Raw genomic sequence first — 21,346 nt, 5'->3', positions numbered from 1 at the left:
TTATCCGGCCAGCAGGCCGGCCGGCACCGCTTCGGCCAGCAGTTCGACCTGCGCCGGGTCGGCCGAGGTCGGGAACAGGATCAGCTCGTCGACCCCGGCGGCCGCGAAGCCCGCGACGTACTGGCCGATGGTGTCGGCGTCCTTGGCGGCACTGCCGATGATCATCTCGGCGTAGTCGCCGAGGAACGCGTAGTAGTGCCCGAGGTCGTCGCGGGCCTGCTGTTCGGCGTCGTCACCCAGCGCGTAGTAGCAGAGCACCACGACCCGCGGTTTGCCCTCGCGTCCCTGCTCCGCCCAGGCGGCGGTCAGCTCGGGGAGCGCTCCGGCGACCATGTCCGGGGTGCCGCCGCCCATCGTCCAGCCGTCGGCATAGCGGGCGACCCGCTGGTAGGACTTGGCGTTCCCGCCGCCGATCAACAGCTGCGGCCGGCCGGCGGCGGGCGCAGGACCGACGCCGGTCTCCCCGCCCCAGTGCGCGCTGAGCTCTTCCAGCTGGCGGTCGAAAACCTTGCCGCGAGAACGGAAGTCGACACCGGCGGCCCGGTAGTCGTCCTCCCGCCCACCGACTGCCATGCCCAGCACCAGCCGGCCGTTCGAGAGGCTGTCGATGGTGGCGGCCTGCTTGGCCAGCAGCGCGGTGCCGTGCAGCGGGGCGAGCAGCACGTCGGTGGTGAGCCTGATCCGCTCGGTGACGGCCGCGGCAGCGGCCAGCGCGATCAGCGATTCGTAGTTCGAATAGACCAGCCGGTCGATGGTGCCCAGCGAGGCGAAGCCCGCCTGTTCGCTGCGCCGCGCCCAATCGACGATGCCGGCGCGATCGACGCCGGGGACGGTGTTCGGGAGTCCGATGCCAATATCCATGTCCGTCATCCTCGCCCTTGTCGGTGCCCAGGCGCTAGCCGGCGTCCGACGCGGTGCCGGCCTGCTGGGCGCGCAACGCCCGCTCCAGCTCGTCTGTCCGCTCGATCACGATGCGGCGCAACGCATTCGGCGCGTCCCGGTGCGCAGCCAGCCAACCGTGGGCCTCGGCCAACACCGGATGTTGCCCCATCGGCGTAGCTGGGCCGACGCCGTCCGCCGGCGAGGTGGCGAGGTTGTCCCGGCCGTCGGCCGCGGTGCCCGGCCGTAGGTCGCCGCCGGGGAACAGGTCCTCGGCCAGCATGCTGGCCATCACCTGTGAGCGATGCCGCCAGATGTCGATCAGCATGGCGAAGTACGGCTGCACGAAGTCGTGCCGCTCGCCCGCGCCGAGCGGCTGGGTGAAGCCGGTGATCATCGCGCCGAGCTGGTCGTTGGTCAGCGAGCTGTCGGTGGTCATCCGGGCCCAATCGCTGTCCTTGCGACCGGTGCGGCTGGTCACCGCCTGCAGGTGCGCGGTACGGCCGCTCATGGTGTTGTCCTGCGCCAGCACCGCGGCCAGCTCGGCCTCGGTGGCGCTGCCGACGGCAGCCAGCGCCTGCCAGAGCTGCCACCGCAGATCCGGGTCGATCGTCAGCCCGGTCAGTCCCTCGCTGCCCGCCAGCAACCCGCGGACCTGCGGTGCCGCGGCCGGCACCGTGGCGGCGACCGCCGGGAAGCTACGGGCCAGGAGCAGCTGCAGCTCCGAACCGGCGGCAGCAGCGTCGAGGCGCTGTCGGATCGCGGCCAGCAGCGCGGCCCGCGCCGCTGGCCGGTCGGCCGCCGGCAGGTAGCGCTCGACGGCGATCTGCGCATTGCCGATCAGGCCACGCAGCAGCCCGAGGTCCGGCTCGTCCCGCAACTGCGCCCCGACCAGCTGCAGGTAGTCGGCCGCCGGCAGCAGCGCATCCCGGGTGGCGTTCCACAGTGCCGAGGTGACGATTGCCCTGGACAGGCTGCTGTCGATGGTCGACAGGTGCGTGCGCAGCGTCGGCAGTGCGTCAGCGGCGAGCCGCACCTTGGCGTAGGTCAGGTCGTCGTCGTTGACCAGCACCAGCGCCGGGTCGCTGCCGACCGCGTCGGGCACCGGGGTTCGCCCGCCGACCACGTCCAGTTCGATCCGCTCGGTGCGGGTGAGCCGGCCGGAGACCAGCTCGTACAGGCCGACCACCAGCCGGTGCGGACGCAGGTTCGGCTCGCCGGTGGTCGGGTCGGTGGCCCGCTGCTCGATGACCAGCTCGGTGAGCCGACCGTCGGCGCCGCGAGTGAGCACCGGCGTGAGCTCCGAGATCCCGGCGGTCTGCAGCCACTGCACCGACCAGGCCTGAAGGTCGCGGTCGCACTCGGAGGTCAACGCGGCCAACAGGTCCGGCAGTCTGGTGTTGCCGAATGCGTGCTCGGCGAAGTACCGGCGGGCGGCGGCGAAGAACGCCGGCTCGCCGACATAGGCGACCAGCTGCTTGAGCACTGACGCACCCTTGGCGTAGGTGATGCCGTCGAAGTTCTGCCGGGCCGCCTCCACGTCGTCGATGGTGGCAACGATCGGATGGGTGGTCGGCAGCTGGTCCTGCAGGTAGGCCCAGGCCTTGCGGCGGGCGGCGAACGGCGTCCAGGCATCGGTGAACTCGGTCGCCACCGAGTTGACGTGGGTGCCCATGTAGTCGGCGAAACTCTCCTTGAGCCACAGGTCGTCCCACCACTGCGGGGTGACCAGGTCGCCGAACCACATGTGCGCCATCTCGTGCAGGATGGTGTTCGCCCTGGCCTCCCGTTCCGGCCGGGTCGCCGAGCCACGCGGCAGGTAATCCTCGGTGAAGGTGACCAGCCCCGGGTTCTCCATCGCGCCGATGTTGTACTCCGGCACGAAGATCTGGTGGTACTTCCCCCACGGGTACGGGTAGCCGAACTCCCGGTCGTAGAAGTCCAGACCCTGCTTGGTGACGGTGAGAATGTCGGCGGCGGCCAGGTGCTGCGCCATCGAGGCGCGACACAACAGCGCGAGCTCGATCTGCTGGCTGCTGCCGTCCTGACGGGCTGTCGACCAGCCGTCGTCGACCCGGTGGTAGGGGCCGGCGGCCACCGCGGTGAGGTAGCTGGACAACGGCGGGCTGACGGCGAAGCTCACCGTCGCGACGTCATCGCCCACCGGCTCCCGTCCGGACTCCGGCTGGTTCGACAGCACCTGCCAGTCGGCCGGTGCAGTGACGCGGAAGGTGAAGCGGCCCTTGAGGTCCGGCTGCTCGAAGCAGCTGAACATCCGCCGTGAGTCGGTCGGTTCGAAGTGGCTGTAGAGGTAGGTGTTGCCGTCCTCAGGGTCGCGGAAACGGTGCAGGCCCTCGCCGGTGACGCTGTACCTGCAGGCCGCCTGCACCACCAGCTGGTTCTCCGCAGCCAGCGGGCCGATCGGCAGCCGGGCGCCGTCATAGTCGGCGACGTCCAGCGGCACGCCGTTCAGGATTGCCGACCCGAGGCCGTCGGCGATCAGATCAACCCAGGTGTGCTCGCCGGGAACTCCGCTGAACCGCAGGGTGCTGCGGGAGCCGAAGGTGCCGACGGCCGGATCGGCCGCTGCGGTCAGGTCGAGCTCGACCAGTTGCCGCAGGTCACCGACGAGCTCGGCGCGGCGGGCGGTCTCGGTCCGGGTGAGGTTCGCGGTACTCATCGGCTCCAGTCAAGCACCCCGGACAGGGGCGGCAGCGCCGTCGTCGGTCGGTCGCTGCTCCGTCGCCGCTGTGTCGCCGGTCCGTCGCCGCCGCGCGGGTAGCGTGCCCGTGATGGACGGCTGGGACGCTACCGCTGCCGGCGTGCTGGCGCTGCCGTCCGGCCGGCTGGTTCGGGGCCGCGGACTCAGCAGGCCAATGCCGATCGGGCCACCGCCACAGTTCGGGCTGTACCTGCTCGGCCGGCGGCCCGCACCGCTGGACTGGCCGTCACGCTGGGTGCACTGGCCGGACTTCCGGCTGCCTTCGGACCCGCGGGATGCCCGCGATGCGCTGGCCGAGCTCTGGCGCCGGTCCACCGACGAACGGGTGGAGGTCGCCTGCGCCGGTGGCCACGGCCGCACCGGCACGGCGCTCGCCTGCCTCGCCGTCCTGGACGGGGTGCCGGCCGTGGCGGCGGTCGAATATGTGCGCCGGCATTACGACGCACGTGCGGTCGAAACCCGATCACAGCGGAAGTTCGTGACCCCCTTCGGGTGATCCGCCGGTCGACCTGGCCGGGCATCAGCGGCCGGCAGGCCTTCCGTCGACCGACGCCAAGAGGTATGTTTGTCGGTCGCCCCCCAGCCACCCCTTCGAAGGGACTGCCAACGCCTGCGCGCCCGAAACCCGTCACCGTCCGCTCCCGAGGTCCACCCGAGCTCCCACCCTGAAGCCAGCATCCCGAAGAAGTTTGTTGCGCCACTTGAGGTCTCATCTATCGACCGGAGAGGACCAACACAGACATCGACGACGAAACCCATCACGAGAGTCCCCGGAGCGCCGCATTGCACTGGATGTACGAAGACCTGGCCCGCGACCGACAGAAGCAGAACCGACGTGACATGGAGGCCATCCGCGTGGCCCGCCGGGTCCGCACCGAACGACGGAAGAGCGTCGACCGACGCCGCTGGTAACCGACCAGTGTTCTGATAACGCGGGCCCGGACCATTCGGTCCGGGCCCGCGCCGGTTCCGCGGTCGTCGACCGATTCGGCTGACGGGCTGACGGGTAAAGCTGTTGCCGATCCGGCCGCTGCCCGTCACACTCCCGGGCATGCAGGGATTCGACCCGGCGACCAGCTTCGGCCCCGACGTCGCCGGTCGCTACGACGACCACCCGCGCGGCGACGAGGCCCAGACCGTGGACTTCCTCGACCGCTACACCCATCGTGATGCGACCAGTGGCGACGCGGACGGCGGCCGAGCCGGGCAGGGCCACGCCGTCGAGCGGACGGCGCTGGAACTCGCCATCGGGACCGGCCGCATCGCGCTACCGCTGGCGCAGCGCGGCGTCCGGGTCGACGGGATCGAGTTGTCGCCGGACATGGTGGCGGCGATGCGGGCCAAACCCGGTGGCGCCGACCTGCGGGTGACGATCGGCGACATGGCGGAGGTTCGCGCACCGGGCGAGCGATACCCGTTGGTGTACCTGGTGTTCAACACCATCTACAACCTGTTGACCCAGCAGGCGCAGGTCCGCTGCTTCGAGAATGCCGCCCGGCATCTCACCGACAACGGGGTGTTCGTGGTCGAGGCCGGGGTTCCGTCAGCCTGGCTGCGCGGTGACCAGTTCGTCGACGTCGAACGGGTGACCACCGACGAGGTGGTGCTGGACGTGAACCGCTACGACCCGGTCACCCAGATCCTGGACGAGAACCACGTCAGCCTGACCAGCGGCGGTGTGCGGATGGGCCCGATCTCCTGCCGGCTGATCTGGCCGGGCGAAATGGACCTGATGGCCCGGATCGCCGGCTTGCGGCTGGTCAACCGATGGGCCGGTTGGCGCGACGAGCCGTTCACGTCCGACAGCAAGCGGCACATCAGCGTCTATGCCCGCTGAACCCAGCGTGGCAGATCAGTTCCTCCCTCACCGAATGCATCAAAAGGGGTCCCACGCCGCACTTTGGGTGCACTCCGGGCGACACCACCGTCAGTCGCGGCCCACCCAGGACGCCACGTCGACCTCGTTGCCCTCCGCGTCGGCGAGGGTCCACCACATCGGCGCGAACTTGTCGTTGATCAGCCGGCCGCCGGCGGCGATCGCCGCGTCGACCCTGGCCTTCGCCTGGTCGTGCGGCACCGACACGTCGATGTGGATGCGGTTGCGTTCCGGTCGGGGCCGGTCCATGTCCTGGAACCACAGCGACGGACCGCTGCCGCGCGGGTCGTCCAGGTCCTCATCACCCCGCTCCACGTAGCCGAGCACCGCCCGCCAGAACGGCATCACCTCGCTGCTCACCACGGCGTCGATGGCCACCTGCACGGTCTGCACCATCGACGGGTCGGCGGTCACACCCAACTCCTTCGCGGCGACCGAGATCTGTTGCGCCAGTGCGACATCACGACGACTGAGGCCACCGACGTCGTGGCTGATCAGCCGCACGGCCACCGCCGAATAGCGCAGGTCGACGTCCGGATGGTGGTTCGCCGCGTCGGCCAGGGCGCCGATGGCATCCACCAGCGCGACGCCCTTGCCGAACGACCCGGTGCTGAAGTACGCGCCCGCCCCGGCGAACACCACCCGCCAGTCGTCGACCCCATCCGCCTCGTGGAACTGCCGCGCCGTGATCTGGTCGGTCATGGATCCGACGGTAATCCCGTACTCCGATCCCAACCAGTGCTGGCCCGCACTCGTCAGCCGCGCCGGATGCACTCGAAGTGCCCGCACAGGGCATTCCGGGTGCACTGCGCTGCCGTGGACGGCCCGGATCCGCCAACCTGCCGCCCGTTACGGTGGACGCGGACCCGACCCGACCGAAAGGCGCCACCAGTGACCCTGACCGAAGCCCTACTCGCCGAGCAGCGTCGTCCCGCCGTCGTCGCCGATCTGGTGGCGGTGATCGACGCCGAGGTCAAGGGCAAGAAGGGCGTCTCCGGCGCCGCGATCAAGGCCGGCTACGCCACGGTCAAGAAGGTCAGCCCGAACATCACCACCAGCGCCACCAACCGGATGCTGCCGGACTTCGCCACCGTTCTCGAGCCGTTCTGGACCGACTTCGGCGGCGCCGGCGACTTCGGCAGCTATCTGGCCGGCCGGGGCGACGAGGCGGCGGACGCCCTGCTCACCGTCACCGACAACCGGGTCGGCAAGTCCGGCCGCAAGACCGTGCAGAAGGCCTACAACGGGCTGCGCGGCCGGGCCAAGGAGAACGTCAAGGCGGCGCTGCCGCGGATCGGTGCGGTGCTGCAACAGCACGCCGGCTGACCGTCCTCCGGTCCCAAAATTTCGGACCTGTGCAACGCTCGGATGCCGACGGCCATTACCGACGGTGGGAGCGACTACGGACGACGAGCGGCAGCTGCAGCCGACCGCCGATGAGGATGACCGGGCGGCGTTCGCGGCCGTCTACCGCCGTCATTCGTCCCAGGTGTTCACCCACTTCCTGCAACGTGGGGTGGTCCGCGCCGACGCGGAGGACCTGACCGCCGAGGTGTTCGCCATCGCCTGGCGTCGCCGGTCGGTGATCGAACCGCACCCCACCGCCGGGCTGCTGCCCTGGCTGCTCGGCACCGCGAACAACCTGATCAAGGACAGCCGCCGGTCGATCATCCGGGCCCGCCGCGCCCTGGCCAGGGTCGAGCTGCCCGGCGACGTCCCGGACATCGCCGAGGAGCTGGCCGCGTCCGCCGAGGATCGGGCCCGGATCCGGATGCTCACCGATGTGCTGGCCGACCTCACCACGGCCGAGCAGGAAGTGATCCAGTTCTGCGTGCTGCGCGGACTGTCGGCGAACGTGGTGGCCGGCGTCACCGGTGAGCCCGCCGGCACCGTCAGGTCCCGGCTGTCCCGCGCACTGGCCAAGGCGCGCACCAGCTATGCAGCTCTCAACTCCGATGACGCACCCCGCCGCACCCGCAGGAGCAACCCATGACGACCTTCGACGACCTGGTCGCGGACCTGCCCGACCTCGAGCTGAGTCCGCAGGTGCAGCGCCGCCACCTGGCTTACCTGGCGGCCCTGCCGGACACCGCCACCGACACCGCGCCCGACGACGACACCGCGCCCGACGACGACACTGCACCCGACCACGACACTGCACCCGACCACGACACTGCACCCGACCACGACACCGAGGACCGCACTGACGCGGGCACGGCCGCCGGCCGGGACGCCGTGGTGATCGACCTGGCCGCCCAGCGCCGCCGGCGCCGGCGCTTCATCGCCGGCGGCATCAGCATCGCGGTGATCCTGGCGGGCACCGGCACGGCCGCCGCCTTCGGAGTGTTCGGCAAGGTCACCAATACCGAGACCGCCTACTGCTACGGCAGTGCAAGCCTGAGCGAGGACAACGGGAATCGGATGGAGTTCGCCACCCAGGGGACCGCGGAGGACCCGCGGGACGCCGCGGCCAGCGGGGTCGACATCTGCGCCGCCTACTGGCGGTCCGGGGTCTTCCAGTTCGGCAAGCCACCGGACATCAACGCCGTGCCGACCGGCAATGCCTACTCGGTTCCGCCGCTGGTCGCCTGCGTCCTGCCGTCCGGGCAGGCCGGCATCTTCCCGGGTGACGACACCACCTGCGAGAGCCTCGGGTTGGAGAACTATCGTCATGAGTGACCTAGATCACATCAACCCTTTGCAGCACGGAACCGTCTTCGGCAACAAGAGAGAGCAGGGACGACAGCGCAGGAGGTGCCGATGCTGCAGCCGGCCTCGTCCGGCCCGCGCCGGTGGTGGATGCGGGCGGCAATGGCGGCGTTGACTGCTGCCGCGATCACCGTCTCGACACCGTCGGTATGGGCAACACCGTCAGCACCCTCGGTACCGTCAGCACCCTCAGCAGCCGCCGGCAGGATCGACGACGCCGGCAGCTTCTGCGCGTTCAACTCGGCGACCGGCGTGCTCGCCTGCGTTGACGACCTACAGGACTATCCGGCGGCCAAGCAGGCCGCCGGCGTCGAACCGGACCTGGGCGTCGCGCGACCGGGAGCGATCGCCGCCGCCCAGTACCTGCTGGGCCGCTTCTACGACGACGAGCTCTTCCTGACCACCCACGGCTACATCGACTGGTTCGCCTCCTCACCCTGCACCAGCACCGGCAGCGACATCGACTCGAGCTGGTCGGACACCACCAGCTGGCGGTCCCGGATCAGCTCGTTCCGGGCGTACTCGAACTGTGCGATCAAGGCCTGGCGGAACACCGGCTACAGCGGATCGAGCGTCGGGTACACCAGTTCCAGCTCGAACGTGGGCAGCACGCTCAACGACCATGTCTGGTCGGTGCGGTTCACCTGACCGGGGGGTGGCTTGGTCCCGCTGCCGGTCGGGGGTAGCGGGACCAAGTCTGAGGGGAGTGACGATCCTGCCGGGTTGGCGGCAGGTTTCCCGGTCCGCCGGCGGGTACCCACCCGCCGGCGGACCCATTCCGCGATCGGTCCGCAGAGAATCGGTCGGCGGCCGCGACGGGACCGCATCCGCCCCCGATTTCCGCATCCGGCGCCGGATCTGTCCCGGCCGACGGAGGGAATGCCGGTCGGTAGGCTGACGTTCCAAACAATGCACACCCGAACAGCACCGACCGCGCCCCCGGTGGCGACACCGCGCCTGCGGCATCGGTCGGGGATGCAGGCCGGCGAAGGAGAGTAGTGAGCGACACCACCACCAGCACCGAGAACGTCGTGCGCGACGTCATCGTCGTCGGATCCGGGCCGGCCGGCTACACGGCCGCCCTCTACCTGGCCAGGGCCGAGCTGAAGCCGCTGGTGTTCGAGGGCCTGAACTTCGGCGGCGCGCTGATGACGACCACCGAGGTGGAGAACTTCCCCGGGTTTCCCGAGGGCATCATGGGCCCGGACCTGATGGCCAAGATGCGCGAACAGGCCGAGCGGTTCGGCGCCGAACTGCGGATGCAGGACGTCGAATCGATGGACCTGGACGGAGAGATCAAGTCCGTCGTCGTCGACGGCGAGGTGTTCCGGGCCAGGGCCATCGTGCTGGCCACCGGCTCCGCCGCCCGCTACCTCAACCTGCCGGACGAGCAGCGGCTGATCGGCCGCGGCGTCAGCGCCTGCGCCACCTGCGACGGATTCTTCTTCAAGGGCCAGGACATCGCGGTGATCGGCGGCGGCGACTCGGCGATGGAGGAGGCCACCTTCCTCACCCGGTTCGCCGACAGCGTGACCATCGTGCACCGTCGGGACGAGTTCCGGGCCAGCCCGATCATGCTGGACCGGGCGAAGGCCGACCCGAAGGTTCGCTGGGCCACCAACGCGCAGGTCACCGGAGTGAACGGCGAGCAGAAGGTCGAATCGCTCACCGTCACCGATACCGAAACCGGCGAGCAGCGCCAATTGGACGCCACCGGGCTGTTCCTGGCCATCGGCCATGACCCGCGGTCGGAACTGGTCCGCAATGCGGTCGCCACCGACGACGAGGGCTACGTGCTCACCGGCGTCAACCTGCCGGACGCCCCCGCCGACGTCCCCGGCACGGCGACGTCACTGCCGGGGGTGTTCGCCTGCGGCGACCTGGTCGACCACACCTACCGGCAGGCGATCACCGCGGCCGGCTCGGGCTGCGCGGCCGCGCTGGACGCCCAGCACTGGCTGGCCGCCCACGGCGCCCGCACCACCGATCCCGAACCGGAAGCCGCCGTGGAGCCCGCGCTGGCCTGACCCGGGGCGCCGTCAGCCCCGGTCCCGGAACGACCACCAGACCCACCCCACCATGCACGACTCAGAATCCCAGAAAGGGAATTACACATGGGAAGCATCAAGACCACCGACGCCACCTTCGCCCAGGATGTCCTGCAGTCGGACAAGCCGGTCATCGTCGACTTCTGGGCCGACTGGTGCACGCCCTGCAAGGTGATCGCGCCAGTCCTCGAGGAGATCGCCGACTCCAACTCGGACAAGGTGACGGTGGCGAAGCTGGACATCGACGCCAACCCGCAGATCGCCGCGCGGTACCAGATCATGTCGATCCCGACCATGCTCGTCTTCAAGGGCGGCGAGGTCGTCAAGCAGGTCGTCGGCGCGAAGCCGAAGGCCGCCCTGGTCGCCGAATTCGGTGACGTTCTCGCCTGATCGAGGGCCCGGGTTCCACCCACGGTCACGCCGGTTCGACGGACCATGATCGACCCCGGAAGCGGCGCCCGTTGCGGCGCCGCGACTGGTCGTTCCCGGTCGGCCGGCGCGCTACGGTGAGGGGTCACGACAACCGCCCCAACAGCGTTCGGACCCGCTCGAGAGCACGGTCCGGTGGTCACCCGGTCAGGAGGGAATGTGCTGCGACTCGGTGACGCGGGAGCCGCTGTGGCGCAGCTGCGTCGGGAGCTCAGCTCCCTCGGGCTGGTCGCACCGGAGTTCCTCGACAACGACGCGCTGGCGGTGTTCGATGCCGACGTCGACGGCGCGGTCCGCGCGTTCCAGCAGAAGCGTCAGCTGATCGTCGACGGGGTCGTCGGCCCGGCCACCCAACGAGCCCTGCTCGATGCCCGCTGGCGGCTCGGCGACCGCACCCTGTCGTACACCCTTTCGGCCCCGATGACCGGCGACGACGTCGCCGACCTGCAGATGCGGCTGTCCGGTCTCGGGTTCAACACCGGCCGACCTGACGGCCTGTTCGGCGACACCACCGACGCCGCGGTCCGGCAGTTCCAACGCGACTCGGGCCTGCCGGAGGACGGCGTGTTCGGCGCCGACACCGCCCGCGAACTCGGCCGGATGACCCGTCGGCCGCTGGTCACCGGTGGCCGGCCGCACTACCTGCGCGAGTACGACCAGGTGCGCACCTCCGGACCCCGGCTGCGCGGCAAACGGATCGTCATCGACCCGGCGCACGGTGACGGCGATCCCGGCTGGGTGGTCGACGCGGTACGCGCCGCCGACCTGGTCTTCGACGTGGCGCGCCGGCTCGAGGGCCGGATGACGGCTACCGGGATGTCCACCTTCCTGACCCGCGGGCCGGGCCAGAACCCGTCGGCCGAGGAACGCGCGGCGCGCGCCAATTCGCTGGATGCCGACCTGCTGATCAGCCTGCACATCGACGGCACCAGCTCGCCGAAGGCATCCGGGATGGCCACCTTCCACTTCGGCACCGACTCCGGCGGGGTGTCCACCGTCGGCGAGAACCTCGCCGAACTGGTGCACCGCGAGCTGGTCGCCCGCACCCGGCTGCTCGATTGCCGGATCCACCACGCCGCCTGGGATCTGCTGCGGCTGACCAAGATGCCCGCCGTCCAGGTCGAACTGGGTTACCTGACGAACGATGCCGACCGGAACTCCCTGCTGTCGCCCGAGTTCCGCAACACCATCGCCGAGGGGTTGCTGGTCGCCATCAAGCGGCTGTACATGGACGGCCGCGACGAGCCGCAGACCGGCACCTACACGATGTCAGACCTGTTGGCCCACGAGGAATCGGTGCGCGGCCTCGGCAGCTGAAGAGGGCGCAGATCCCCGCCCCCGTCCGGTCGCAGTGCCGAACGGGGGCGGAGCGCCCTGCAGGCCGCGGTGCTCAGCCGGACATCGCCTGCACCGTCACGGTTGACGTGGCGGCCCCGAACTGCCGCTGCAATGCCACCCGGTTCTGCTCGGCCGTCGCCGTCACCGCGTCGGTGAGGGTGTCCGGGGCCCCGGCGGTCTCGGCCGCCATCGATCGCGCGGCGGCCACCGGCGGTGCCGTGATGGTGGCGAGGATCTGATCGGCGATCTGGCCGGCCAGTGCCCGGCCGTTCGGCGAGTACCAGGCGTCCCGGCCACCGAGCAGAACGAACTGCACCGCAACCGCGGTGGTGCTGCAGTCGGTGCACGCCGCGTTCACCGCGAGCGCCCGATTGTTGACCTGGACGTCCTTGGCCGATCTGCCGAGCACCACCTGCACCGAAACCGCGATGGCCGAACAGTTCTGGCAACCAGCGGACCAGGCGGTCGCCACGTTGTCGGCACGCACCGTGCCGTAGCGGAACGGCAGATGAACGTCGACGACGGCGACAGCGGTTCCCGCGCAACCGTCGCAGACCGCCGACGAGGTCGCCGTGGTGTTGGCCTTGGTCCGCTTGGCCAGCCGAACGCTGACCTTCTGGGTCTCGCTCGCCGACGGTTGGCCGCTGGTCGGCTGCGCCGAGGCGACCACGTCCGGGTGCCGGTTGAACCGGTAGTCGGGATGCGAGAAGCCGGCGACGGTGCTCCCGGCCTTGCCGATCGACAGTGCCGTTGACCCGGCGGCCGCCGACCCAGTGGCCGCCGACGCGGTCACCGGCCCGGCCGACAGGCCGACCAACAGTCCGATCACCATGGCGATCACCGGTCGGGCCAGCGCAGTCCTGCGTGGTTCGCTCATCACGTTCCTCCTGATTGACTGCGCCGCAACGGTTCCGCTGCGGCGCGCAGTGCGAGTGCCGCACTCTCCTCGGCACCTACTGGGGTGTTCGTCGGCTGCTCAGCAGCCGGTGCGCACCACTCGGTTGTAGAACCCGAGTGCCCGTCCACTCCCCGGTTCGCCGATGAAGGTCAACCGGAATTCTGTTGTGCCACAGCGTGTCTGGATGCTCGTCACGGCCGGTGGTGCCGGCCCGTGCTGGCCGGTTGCGGCCGGTGCCGACTGGTCGGTGACGAGCACGCCGAACAGCAGGAACACCGTCAGCAGCCGCAGCGGGGTCATCACGTCAGGTCCTGACCTGCAACCCGCCCGGCAACCCGCGCCGGCGGATCGGCGAACCGGTCGGCGACCGCGGCGGCCAGTTCCAGGTACGCGCTCCTGGTACGCCTGGCGAGCGCGTCCAGCTGCACCTGGGCGCCGGCCTCCAGCGTGCGATCCCAGGGAATCCGCACCACTGCCGAGCAGCGGGCGGCGAAGTGCGCGTCCACCTTGGCGAGATCGACCAGCCCGTCGGAGTCCCGAACCCCGTTCACCACCGCGATCGCCCCGTCGACCAAACGGCCGTAGCGATGCTGATCCAGCCAGTCGAGGGTGCCGGCCGCCACCCGAGCGCCGTCCAGGGCCGGCGGCATCACCACGATCAGCTGATCCGCCTCGCCGAGGATGCCCTGGATGGCGTCATCCAGGATGCCGGTCCCGGTGTCGATGATCATCAGCGTGTAGTGCCGGTCGAGCGTGTCGATCACCCTGCGGTAGTCCGACATGCCCAGCGCCGAGGTGATCCGTGGATCGTCGTCGGAGGCAATCACCTCGAGCCGGGTCTCGGCCTGTGAGGTGAACACCCGGATGTCGGTGTACCGCTCGATGCTGTCCGCCGCGGCGAGCAGCGAGGTGACGGTGGCGTTGGTCTCCCTTGGCACCCGCTGGCCGAGATTGCCGGCGTCCGGGTTCGCGTCCAGCGCCACCACCCGGTCGCCGCGGATGCTGGCGAAGGTGTGCCCGAGCATCAGCGTGGTCGTCGTCTTCCCGACCCCACCCTTGCGGGACAGCACGACGATCCGCCGGGTCCGCGGCACCGGGCGGCGGGCCCTGGCCAGCAGCGCCGACTGGGCCAGTTCCGCCTTCGTCGGTCCCGGATTGATCCGCCCACCGCTGACCCGGTGCACGGCCCGCCGCCAGCCGCGGGTCGGGGGCTTGGCCCGCGGCCGGAGCATGGTCAGTTCGGTGAACTGATCGGCGCCGGGCGGCCGTTCGCTGTCGTCACCCCCGTCCACCGACTCACCCCCGTCCGTCGTCCCCGGTGGCATTGCGTGGGCCGACGGCGCGGAAGGCGAGGTTGTGGACGGGGCAATGTCGCCTGTCCCCGCCGCCGGCGCTCCGGTGCCCCAGCTGGTCCAGCGCAGTCCGGCCGACGCCGTCACCAACGGCGCGGCCGGCCTGAGCACACTCAGCCGGGATGCCGCGAAAGCCACACCCTTTCGCAACAGCACCACGGTCAACATGGCCAGCCCGACCGCCGGCAGCGCGGCGAGCAGACCGGTGATCAGCGCGACCAGCACGGTCGCGACCGAGCCGTCCGACCAGCCGTCGAGGCCGGTGTGCCAGGCCTGCTGCCAGGCGGCCACGGTCGAGCTGATGATGGTCGGCGTCTGCAGCAACAGGAATCCGAACCCGACGGTCAGCACCGGGACCACCACGGCCACCCAGCCGACCACGATGGTCCTGGTGCGCGGCAACAGGTGTGCCACGTCCGGATGCGTTCCGCGGCCCGGGATCAGGCCGGACAACAGCGGCCGGATCCGGCCGAAGAGATCGGGGACGCCGGTCAGGTCGGTGAGAATGAAGTACCCGTCCATCCGGACCAGCGGCAGCAACTGCTGCGCCAGTTCGATCTGCGCCAGGAACGCCACCAGCAACAACAACGGGGAGCCGGTGGTCAGGTGGCCGACGCCTGCGGCCAGCGCCGTCAGCGCGGAGAAGTACACCCCACCCAGGTCGGTACGCAGCCGTCCGCCGCGGGTCAGCCGGTACGAGTCGGTGACGTCGGTGTAGAAGGCCGGGAAGATCACGTACAGGCCGATACCGATCCGGCCCGGTCGGCCTCCGCCCCGATGGCAGCCGGCCGCGTGGCCGAGCTCGTGGAACAGCGACACCGCGACCATCGCCACGACGACCAGCAACACGTCCGTCGGGGTCAGGATCACCTGGCCCAGCGCGGCACCGATGTCGGCGGTCGCCAGCAGCACGCCGTCCACGACCAGCAGGGCGAGCAGGGCCGCGGCGATGACGGGCGCGACGAACAGCGGGGACAGCAGCCGGGCCAACCGCCGGACCCAGCGGACCGGAATCAGGGTGGCGTGCAGTCGCAGCGCCAGCACCGGATCGGCCTTCGGGGAAGCGCCGACGACGGCGCTGTCCGGGGCCGGCGACCGTTGCCCGGCCAGCAGGCCGAGCGGGGCCAGCTTCTCCGTCAGCAGGTAGTCGAAGGCCTCGGGTGGCAGCTCGCGGTCGAACCGTTCGCCGACCAGAGCCGCGGCCTGCTCGTCGGTGCGCTCCCCGTCAAGGGCCTCGAGCACCAGGTACAGCAGGCGGGTGAGGTGGACGGCCTGACCGTCCGCCCTGATCACCAGGAAACGCGGATCGCGGTAGCCGGATCCGTCGAACTCGCCGATCAGTTCGAGGCCGTCGGCCCTGCGGTGCAGCACGTCGTCGGCGTTGCTCATCTTCCGTACTCCTGGATGTTGACCGGATCGGTGGCGGCGGGTGAGTCGAATCCACCTGGCAGCGACGAGCCGGAGGGAGCGGTGGGGGTCGGCGTGACCCCCACCGCATCCCGGGTCCGATCGCCGCAGTACCGGGCGACCGGCGGGTGACCCCGGAAGTCGGGATCAGGTGTGCAGCGCCATCGTGATCCACTGGCCGGCGAAGGCCTGGGCGGACGAGTTGATGGTCGCCGCGTTCACGGCGATAGCGACATTCACCGCCGTGACCGGCGCGATGTTGATCGAGAACAGTGCGAGCGTTTCCCGCGACGGCAACAGTTCGCCGGTCTGGGCCGCGATCTCCCGGATCTCGATGGCCGACATCGCGATCAGCCCTGGGCGACGGTGATGACCTGGGCCGCGGAGGAGTTCGCCAGGGAGAACAGCGAGGCGGCGTTCAGGGCCAGCGACGAGTTGCTCGCCCAGACGTTGGCGTAGTTGACGTGGATGAAGTCCAGCGTCTCCCGGGTCGGCAGCAGTTCGGCCGACTCCGTGGACAGTTCGCGCAGCGTGAGTGCAGACATGATGGTGGTTCCCTTCTGATGGTGATGTGGATGGATGTGTTGTGCGCACGCCATCAGTAGGCACCCCCACCCGTCATCGCTGCGTAACCGTCGCATCACCGATCCGTCTTCGTTCCGAGGTCGAGGCCACTTTGTGGTGAACGGGTGACGGACAATCTGCTACCCCTGGTGACGTATCCGGACATCGAACCGGAACCTCAGGGATGGGTGAACCTGCAGGTCGGTTCACGTCGAAGCGTTGGGCGGTGACGGGATGACCGAGACCATCGGATACAGCCTGCGATTACTGGACAGCTTCCAGCTGACTGCGAACCCGGGGAGCCGTTCTGTGCGGCTGCCACCGAACGGTCGCCGACTGATCGCCCTGCTGGCGGTGGTCGGCATCAAGGAACGCTGCTGGTTGGCCGGAACGCTCTGGCCCGATCACCGCGACACCGCCGCCATGGCCAGCCTGCGGACCACCATGTGGCGGGTGCTGCGGGAAGCCCCCGGCCTGCTCGACGGCGATCGGTCGGCCCTCGGGCTGGGAGCGGTGACGGACACCGACCTGCTGCAGCTGCTCGGATTCATCGACGCCGCCCTCGACGGGCGGCCGGTCCATCGGACCGGCCGGTCGACGGTCCGCTGCGCCGGCGAACTGCTCCCCGGTTGGTATGACGACTGGGCACGCGACGAGCGGGAGAGACTGCGGAACCTACGGGTGGCCGCGTTGGAGCGGCTCTGCGCGACCCAGCTGCGGGAGGACAACCTCGACGAGGCGCTGGCACTGGCGATGGCCGGAGTGGCCGCCGATCCGTTGCGGGACAGCACCCATCGGCTGCTGATCGAGGTCCATCTGCGGCAGGGCAACGCCTCCGCCGCGGTACTGCATTTCGACCGGTACCGGCAGCTGCTGGAACGCGAGCTCGGCCTGCCTCCGTCGGCCCAGATCCGCGCCCTGATCGACGAGATGTTCAACGGCCTCGAGCAGACGGTGCTGCCGGTGGTCGGCAACGGACGGGTAGGCTCGTAGCTGTCCGGCTGGCGAAATGCCGGTGATGCGGCGAAGGGTCGGTGACGTCGTGAGTGAGCGGTCGGAGGCACCGAAAACCGGACACCCGTCCACCATTCGGTCACGGGCGCGGCAGGGCAAGATGCGCCGCCGCGACGCGATCCTCATTACCCTCGGTTGCGGCCTGTCGACGCTGGTCCTGTGCCTGGGCGTGAACGCCCTGTTCGGCTCCCCGGTGCAATGGTTCTGGCTGGTCGCGGCGGCGGTTTACGTCGTCCTGCTGGTGGGTGCGTTCCTGCTGATCAGGCTGACGCCGAGCGCCTGAGCGCCGCGATCGGTGCTCGACCAGCGCCGCGGTCAATGCTCGACCAACGCCGCGGTCGCCGACCCGGCACCGGCCGGGACGAGGTCGAACCGGCGATCCAGCGCGGCCTCCACCTCCGCCTTCCAGTCGTGCTTGCCGGACAGCTCGTACCGCAGTCGCGGGTATCGCCGATGGCCCTTGATCTCGACGAATCCGGCACTGCGGACGAAGTCCGCCGGCACCGTGCAGTGCCGCCGGGACGGCGGTTCGGCATTCCCGTCGCGGGACCGCGGCTCCCGGCCGAACACCTCGACGGCCCGCACCCCGCGCCTGGTGAGGGTCTGCACCACCCCGTTCAGCAGGAACGATCCGATGCCGCCACCCGTGTACTGCGGCTGTACCCGGACGGTGGTGAGCAACACCGCATCGGGGGATACCGGCCCGGACGGGAAGGCGGCCACGGCCGGGACCGTCGTCGGCGGTGCGAACAATGCGTAGCCGGCCGGTCGGTCGTCAACGGTGACGATCAGCCCGGCGCTGCCCCAGGTCAGCATCACCCCGGACAGCCAGACCTCCTTCTCGAACGCCGTGTGTCCCTCGCGGGAGGCGATCTGATTCGCCTCGGCGTCCAGCTCCCAGAACACACAGTCTCGACACGGTTGCGGGATCATCTCGATGGTCGACATGGACAGCGGGACGAGGGCGAGCGTCATCGCGTCCTTCCGATCGGGGTGCCGGTGCACGTCCCAGCATCCCAAACCGGGCAGCGTGGCGCCGCCGCGGCCCGGCCGCCGGCGGCGGCTGCGGTGATGGGGTGGATTTCGGCCGCGTAGTCGCGGCCGAAATCGACCCGTACTCGCGGGTAGCTTCCGGCGGCCGCGGTCAGCGCGGCGTCAGCACCGCCGCCCTGGCACCGGCCTCGAAGGCCAGCCGGAGGTCCCCGGCGTCCGGCTCGCCGTCAGCCCCGATGCCGATCTTGTTGAAGCCCGCGAAGGCGTGGTTGTCGCGGGCCATCGTCCGGTAGGCCGCGATCGCCCCCTGTTCGTCCCGGAAGACCCGGACGTCCGCCGCCACCCGCCGGCCCTTGAGCCGGATGTCGACCGGATCGCCGGTGCGCAGGTTGCGGATCCAGCCGAACGGGCTGCCGACCAGCAGGTCGGTGCCCTGGGCGGTGTAGGCGACCGGGATCGCGTAGTGCCGGCCACTCTTGCGGCCGACCAGATAGATGGTCAGCAGCCGCGCACCGACCAGTCGGCACAGCAGCGGGGTGCGCAACAGGCCGCGGATCAGCGCGTTGGTGAATCGCTGGAAGCGCAGCTTGTTGGCGCGCGGCTGCGGCCGCTCGGCGGCGTTCCCGGCGGCCGGGTGGGGTACCGGATTCGGCGCCGGCTGCGGTGCTGCGTCGTTCGTCATCAGGGTCTCCTTCGTCGTCGGATGTGACATCCGCCGGTGCTGCTTCGTCTTTCTCTGATAGGACGAACCAGGAGGGAGGCAGGTAACAGTGACCGACCGGCTGGCAGCCGAATTCGAGGCCCACCGCGCTCATCTGCAGGCCGTCGCGTACCGCATGCTGGGTTCGCTGACGGATGCCGACGACGCCGTCCAGGAGGCCTGGCTGCGGCTGGCCCGCGCCGACACCGACGAGGTGCGGAGCCTGCGCGCCTGGCTCACCACCGTGGTCGGCCGGATCTGCCTGGACATGCTGCGCAGCCGGGCCGCCCGGCGCGAGGACCCGATCGAGGACGGGCATCTACCCGACCCGATCGTCACCGCCGTCGATGACGACCCGCAGGCGCGCGCCGAACTGGCCGACTCGGTAGGGCTGGCGTTGCTGATCGTGCTGGAAACGCTGTCGCCCGCCGAGCGATTGGCGTTCGTCCTGCACGACGTGTTCGGGGTCCCGTTCGACCAGATCGGGCCGATGCTGGATCGGTCGCCGGCCGCGGCCAAGCAACTGGCCAGCCGAGCTCGACAGCGGCTGCGGTCCGCCGGTTCGACCCCGGACGCCGACGCGCGCCGGCACTCCGAGGTGCTGGACGCGTTCCTCAGCGCCTCAAGGGAGGGCGACTTCGAGGGCCTGGTGGCGCTGCTGCACCCGGACGTGGTGCTGCGGGCCGACGCCGGCGACGGGCCGCTCGGCCCGTCGCGGGTGCTTCGCGGTCCGGTGACGGTGGCCGGGCAGGCTCAGCGGTACGCCGGGCTGGCCCGCTCGACCGTTCCGGTCCTGGTGAACGGCGCGCCGGGCCTGGTCGCCGCCCCGCGTGGCGTCCCGATGGCGATCGTCAGCATCGCGGTGCGCGACGGCCTGATCAGCGAGATCGACATCCTCGCCGACCCGGAACGGCTACGCCGGGTACTGCCGCCAGGGCTCACCCGGCACCTGGCACCCGATGCCGGGCACGGCGCGGATCCGCTGAGCACTCCGTAGATCCGCCGGACTGGTCGCATCCAGCACTCGCGGGCTGCCCACTGCCGCGTGGTCCGCGGGCGTCTCCGGTGGGTGCCTGTAGGATCGCAGCTTCCCCTCCGCCGAAGGAAGTTGCGCGATGTCCGGTCGATCCCTGGATCCGCAGTTGCAGCGGAACGCCGTCCGCACCGGCGGCATGCGGGCCTCGGCCATCCGGGCACTGTTCGCGGTGGTCAACCGTCCCGAGGTGGTCTCGCTGGCCGGCGGAATGCCGTTCCTGGACTCGTTGCCGCTGGAGCAGCTGGCCGCGGAGACCGGGCGGCTGCTCGCCGATGACGGCCGGGTGGCGTTGCAGTACGGGGCCGGGCAGGGCATTCCCGAACTCCGGGAACAGATCTGCCAGGTGATGGCCCTCGAGGGGATCAGCGCCCACCCGGACGACGTGGTGGTGACCATCGGCTCGCAGATGGCCCTCGACCTGGTGACCCGGATCTATTGCGACCCAGGCGATGTGATCCTGGCCGAGGCACCGTCGTACGTCGGCGCGCTGGGCACCTTCTCCGCCTACCAGGCGCAGGTGGTGCACGTCGAGACCGATGACGACGGCCTGGTTCCGGCGGCGCTCGAGGCCGCGATCGCCGCGGTACGTGAGTCCGGGCGGCGGGCGAAACTGCTGTACACGGTCCCGAACTTCCACAACCCGGCCGGCGTGACGCTGTCCGTTGACCGGCGCGCGCAGGTCGCCCGGATCTGCGCCGAGGCCGGGATCACCGTGTTGGAGGACAATCCGTACGGGCTGCTCGGCTTCTCGGACACCGTCTACCCGGCAATCCGTTCGCTGGATCCCGACAACGTGATCTACCTCGGCTCGTTCTCCAAGACCTTCGCTCCCGGGCTGCGGGTCGGCTGGGTGCTGGCGCCGCACGCGGTCAAGGAAAAGCTGGTGCTGGCCAACGAGTCCGCCATTCTGAACCCGCCGATGTTCAACCAGATGATGATCTCCCGGTATCTGGCGAACTTCGACTGGCAGAGCCAGATCAAGACCTATCGGGAGCTGTACGCCGAGCGCCGCGACGCCATGCTGGCTGCCCTGGAGACGCACATGCCGGCCGGCACGACCTGGACCCGGCCGGACGGCGGCTTCTACGTCTGGCTGACCCTGCCCGAGGGTTACGACACCGCCGCGATGTTGCCGAGGGCGGTCACCGAGCGGGTCGCCTACGTACCCGGAACCGCCTTCTACGCCGATGGTTTCGGCACCCGGCAGATGCGGCTCTCGTTCTGTTACCCGACTCCCGAGCGCATCGTCGAGGGAATCCGCCGGCTGGGAACGGTACTGGAGGCCGAGCAGGAGATGCTGCGGACCTTCGGCGTCGGATCGGTGTCAAGGCCCGATCTGCGGCTCGGTGGGCCGACCGCGCCGGCCCCCGACGCAGTCTGA

At 70.2% G+C, this 21,346-nt stretch carries 23 protein-coding genes; 13 read left to right on the top strand and 10 right to left on the bottom strand.

The annotated features are described in order from the left end of the window. The gene (locus K340_RS0110400) at positions 1–861 is read right to left on the bottom strand and encodes an LLM class flavin-dependent oxidoreductase (RefSeq protein WP_029136654.1); all 861 of its coding nucleotides are present in this window, start codon (positions 859–861) and stop codon (positions 1–3) included. A gap of 34 nt (positions 862–895) precedes the next feature. Then, positions 896–3,559 (bottom strand): aminopeptidase N, encoded by a 2,664-nt coding sequence (gene pepN, locus K340_RS0110395; protein WP_029136653.1) that lies wholly within the window; start codon positions 3,557–3,559, stop codon positions 896–898. 109 nt (positions 3,560–3,668) lie between these two features. On the opposite strand from pepN, the gene K340_RS0110390 reads away from it, so the two are divergent. Together K340_RS0110390 and K340_RS0110380 are read left to right on the top strand one after the other, a co-directional pair. Further along, positions 3,669–4,097 (top strand): protein-tyrosine phosphatase family protein, encoded by a 429-nt coding sequence (locus tag K340_RS0110390; RefSeq protein WP_029136652.1) that lies wholly within the window; start codon positions 3,669–3,671, stop codon positions 4,095–4,097. 555 nt (positions 4,098–4,652) lie between these two features. After that, entirely contained in the window at positions 4,653–5,438 is a 786-nt protein-coding gene (locus K340_RS0110380; RefSeq protein ID WP_029136651.1) for a class I SAM-dependent DNA methyltransferase, read from the top strand. Positions 5,439–5,528: 90 nt separating this feature from the next. Here the strand turns inward: K340_RS0110380 and K340_RS0110375 are convergent, their stop codons facing one another. Then, on the bottom strand, positions 5,529–6,179 hold the full coding sequence (locus K340_RS0110375) for a VOC family protein (protein ID WP_154674179.1): 651 nt from the start codon (positions 6,177–6,179) through the stop codon (positions 5,529–5,531). A 189-nt stretch (positions 6,180–6,368) separates the two neighbouring features. On the opposite strand from K340_RS0110375, the gene K340_RS0110370 reads away from it, so the two are divergent. The 7 genes from K340_RS0110370 to K340_RS0110340 all read left to right on the top strand — a co-directional run bounded on the left by K340_RS0110370 (position 6,369) and on the right by K340_RS0110340 (position 11,980). Next, positions 6,369–6,803 (top strand): DUF6918 family protein, encoded by a 435-nt coding sequence (locus K340_RS0110370; RefSeq protein ID WP_037363985.1) that lies wholly within the window; start codon positions 6,369–6,371, stop codon positions 6,801–6,803. 64 nt (positions 6,804–6,867) lie between these two features. After that, positions 6,868–7,470: an RNA polymerase sigma factor gene (locus K340_RS29095; RefSeq protein ID WP_051265770.1), complete on the top strand. Its 603-nt coding sequence runs from the start codon at positions 6,868–6,870 to the stop codon at positions 7,468–7,470. Then, entirely contained in the window at positions 7,467–8,156 is a 690-nt protein-coding gene (locus K340_RS36620; protein ID WP_029136648.1) for a hypothetical protein, read from the top strand. The genes K340_RS29095 and K340_RS36620 overlap by 4 nt, the downstream gene beginning before the upstream one ends. Positions 8,157–8,237: 81 nt before the next feature. Continuing rightward, on the top strand, positions 8,238–8,834 hold the full coding sequence (locus K340_RS0110355; protein ID WP_029136647.1) for a hypothetical protein: 597 nt from the start codon (positions 8,238–8,240) through the stop codon (positions 8,832–8,834). Positions 8,835–9,184: 350 nt separating this feature from the next. Continuing rightward, positions 9,185–10,213 carry a thioredoxin-disulfide reductase gene (gene trxB, locus K340_RS0110350; RefSeq protein WP_029136646.1) on the top strand — a complete coding sequence of 343 codons (1,029 nt, stop codon included), beginning with the start codon at positions 9,185–9,187 and terminating at the stop codon, positions 10,211–10,213. 87 nt (positions 10,214–10,300) lie between these two features. Beyond that, positions 10,301–10,624 (top strand): thioredoxin, encoded by a 324-nt coding sequence (gene trxA, locus K340_RS0110345; protein WP_029136645.1) that lies wholly within the window; start codon positions 10,301–10,303, stop codon positions 10,622–10,624. Between the two features lie 228 nt (positions 10,625–10,852). Further along, positions 10,853–11,980, top strand: coding sequence for an N-acetylmuramoyl-L-alanine amidase (locus tag K340_RS0110340; RefSeq protein WP_245599520.1), 1,128 nt, complete (start codon positions 10,853–10,855; stop codon positions 11,978–11,980). 73 nt (positions 11,981–12,053) lie between these two features. Here the strand turns inward: K340_RS0110340 and K340_RS0110335 are convergent, their stop codons facing one another. The 5 genes from K340_RS0110335 to K340_RS0110310 all read right to left on the bottom strand — a co-directional run bounded on the left by K340_RS0110335 (position 12,054) and on the right by K340_RS0110310 (position 16,203). Then, complete coding sequence (locus K340_RS0110335) at positions 12,054–12,878, bottom strand: hypothetical protein (RefSeq protein WP_029136643.1); 825 nt, start codon at positions 12,876–12,878, stop codon at positions 12,054–12,056. Between the two features lie 99 nt (positions 12,879–12,977). Continuing rightward, positions 12,978–13,202, bottom strand: coding sequence for a hypothetical protein (locus K340_RS0110330; RefSeq protein WP_154674178.1), 225 nt, complete (start codon positions 13,200–13,202; stop codon positions 12,978–12,980). Next, complete coding sequence (locus tag K340_RS34130) at positions 13,199–15,640, bottom strand: MinD/ParA family ATP-binding protein (RefSeq protein WP_051265766.1); 2,442 nt, start codon at positions 15,638–15,640, stop codon at positions 13,199–13,201. Before K340_RS34130 ends, K340_RS0110330 begins: the two co-directional genes overlap by 4 nt. Before the next feature lie 165 nt (positions 15,641–15,805). Continuing rightward, a complete protein-coding gene (locus tag K340_RS0110315; RefSeq protein ID WP_029136641.1) occupies positions 15,806–16,003 on the bottom strand; it encodes a hypothetical protein in 198 nt (65 codons plus the stop codon). 5 nt (positions 16,004–16,008) lie between these two features. Further along, positions 16,009–16,203: a hypothetical protein gene (locus K340_RS0110310; RefSeq protein WP_154674177.1), complete on the bottom strand. Its 195-nt coding sequence runs from the start codon at positions 16,201–16,203 to the stop codon at positions 16,009–16,011. Positions 16,204–16,456: 253 nt separating this feature from the next. Between K340_RS0110310 and K340_RS29080 the strand changes: the two genes are divergently transcribed. Both K340_RS29080 and K340_RS0110300 read left to right on the top strand, forming a co-directional pair. After that, positions 16,457–17,215: an AfsR/SARP family transcriptional regulator gene (locus K340_RS29080; RefSeq protein WP_051265763.1), complete on the top strand. Its 759-nt coding sequence runs from the start codon at positions 16,457–16,459 to the stop codon at positions 17,213–17,215. Positions 17,216–17,264: 49 nt separating this feature from the next. Beyond that, a complete protein-coding gene (locus K340_RS0110300) occupies positions 17,265–17,519 on the top strand; it encodes a hypothetical protein (RefSeq protein WP_154674176.1) in 255 nt (84 codons plus the stop codon). A 32-nt stretch (positions 17,520–17,551) separates the two neighbouring features. Here K340_RS0110300 and K340_RS0110295 read toward each other — a convergent pair whose 3' ends face one another. Further along, on the bottom strand, positions 17,552–18,211 hold the full coding sequence (locus tag K340_RS0110295) for a GNAT family N-acetyltransferase (protein WP_029136638.1): 660 nt from the start codon (positions 18,209–18,211) through the stop codon (positions 17,552–17,554). A gap of 169 nt (positions 18,212–18,380) precedes the next feature. Then, positions 18,381–18,911 carry a PNPOx family protein gene (locus tag K340_RS0110290; protein WP_211229371.1) on the bottom strand — a complete coding sequence of 177 codons (531 nt, stop codon included), beginning with the start codon at positions 18,909–18,911 and terminating at the stop codon, positions 18,381–18,383. A gap of 88 nt (positions 18,912–18,999) precedes the next feature. On the opposite strand from K340_RS0110290, the gene sigJ reads away from it, so the two are divergent. Both sigJ and K340_RS29070 read left to right on the top strand, forming a co-directional pair. Continuing rightward, positions 19,000–19,926, top strand: a complete 927-nt coding sequence (gene sigJ, locus K340_RS29075) for an RNA polymerase sigma factor SigJ (RefSeq protein ID WP_051265760.1) — start codon at positions 19,000–19,002, stop codon at positions 19,924–19,926. A gap of 118 nt (positions 19,927–20,044) precedes the next feature. Beyond that, positions 20,045–21,346 carry an aminotransferase-like domain-containing protein gene (locus K340_RS29070; RefSeq protein WP_037363977.1) on the top strand — a complete coding sequence of 434 codons (1,302 nt, stop codon included), beginning with the start codon at positions 20,045–20,047 and terminating at the stop codon, positions 21,344–21,346.

The organism is Nakamurella lactea DSM 19367 (genome assembly GCF_000426645.1).
Taxonomy (GTDB): domain Bacteria; phylum Actinomycetota; class Actinomycetes; order Mycobacteriales; family Nakamurellaceae; genus Nakamurella; species Nakamurella lactea.
Note: the sequence above shows the minus strand (reverse complement) of the source record. Positions and strands in the feature narration are given on the sequence as shown.

Excerpts from the sequence above, each read along its gene's own strand:
- K340_RS0110290 (WP_211229371.1), bottom strand. The coding sequence starts at position 18,911 with ATGACGAACGACGCAGCACCGCAGCCGGCGCCGAATCCGGTACCCCAC.
- K340_RS0110400 (WP_029136654.1), bottom strand. The coding sequence starts at position 861 with ATGGATATTGGCATCGGACTCCCGAACACCGTCCCCGGCGTCGATCGC.
- trxA (WP_029136645.1), top strand. The coding sequence starts at position 10,301 with ATGGGAAGCATCAAGACCACCGACGCCACCTTCGCCCAGGATGTCCTG.
- K340_RS0110310 (WP_154674177.1), bottom strand. The coding sequence starts at position 16,203 with ATGTCTGCACTCACGCTGCGCGAACTGTCCACGGAGTCGGCCGAACTG.
- K340_RS29070 (WP_037363977.1), top strand. The coding sequence starts at position 20,045 with ATGTCCGGTCGATCCCTGGATCCGCAGTTGCAGCGGAACGCCGTCCGC.
- K340_RS34130 (WP_051265766.1), bottom strand. The coding sequence starts at position 15,640 with ATGAGCAACGCCGACGACGTGCTGCACCGCAGGGCCGACGGCCTCGAA.
- K340_RS0110380 (WP_029136651.1), top strand. The coding sequence starts at position 4,653 with ATGCAGGGATTCGACCCGGCGACCAGCTTCGGCCCCGACGTCGCCGGT.
- K340_RS0110295 (WP_029136638.1), bottom strand. The coding sequence starts at position 18,211 with ATGACGCTCGCCCTCGTCCCGCTGTCCATGTCGACCATCGAGATGATC.
- K340_RS0110355 (WP_029136647.1), top strand. The coding sequence starts at position 8,238 with ATGCTGCAGCCGGCCTCGTCCGGCCCGCGCCGGTGGTGGATGCGGGCG.
- K340_RS0110375 (WP_154674179.1), bottom strand. The coding sequence starts at position 6,179 with ATGACCGACCAGATCACGGCGCGGCAGTTCCACGAGGCGGATGGGGTC.
- K340_RS36620 (WP_029136648.1), top strand. The coding sequence starts at position 7,467 with ATGACGACCTTCGACGACCTGGTCGCGGACCTGCCCGACCTCGAGCTG.
- K340_RS29080 (WP_051265763.1), top strand. The coding sequence starts at position 16,457 with ATGACCGAGACCATCGGATACAGCCTGCGATTACTGGACAGCTTCCAG.
- K340_RS0110315 (WP_029136641.1), bottom strand. The coding sequence starts at position 16,003 with ATGTCGGCCATCGAGATCCGGGAGATCGCGGCCCAGACCGGCGAACTG.
- K340_RS0110335 (WP_029136643.1), bottom strand. The coding sequence starts at position 12,878 with ATGAGCGAACCACGCAGGACTGCGCTGGCCCGACCGGTGATCGCCATG.
- pepN (WP_029136653.1), bottom strand. The coding sequence starts at position 3,559 with ATGAGTACCGCGAACCTCACCCGGACCGAGACCGCCCGCCGCGCCGAG.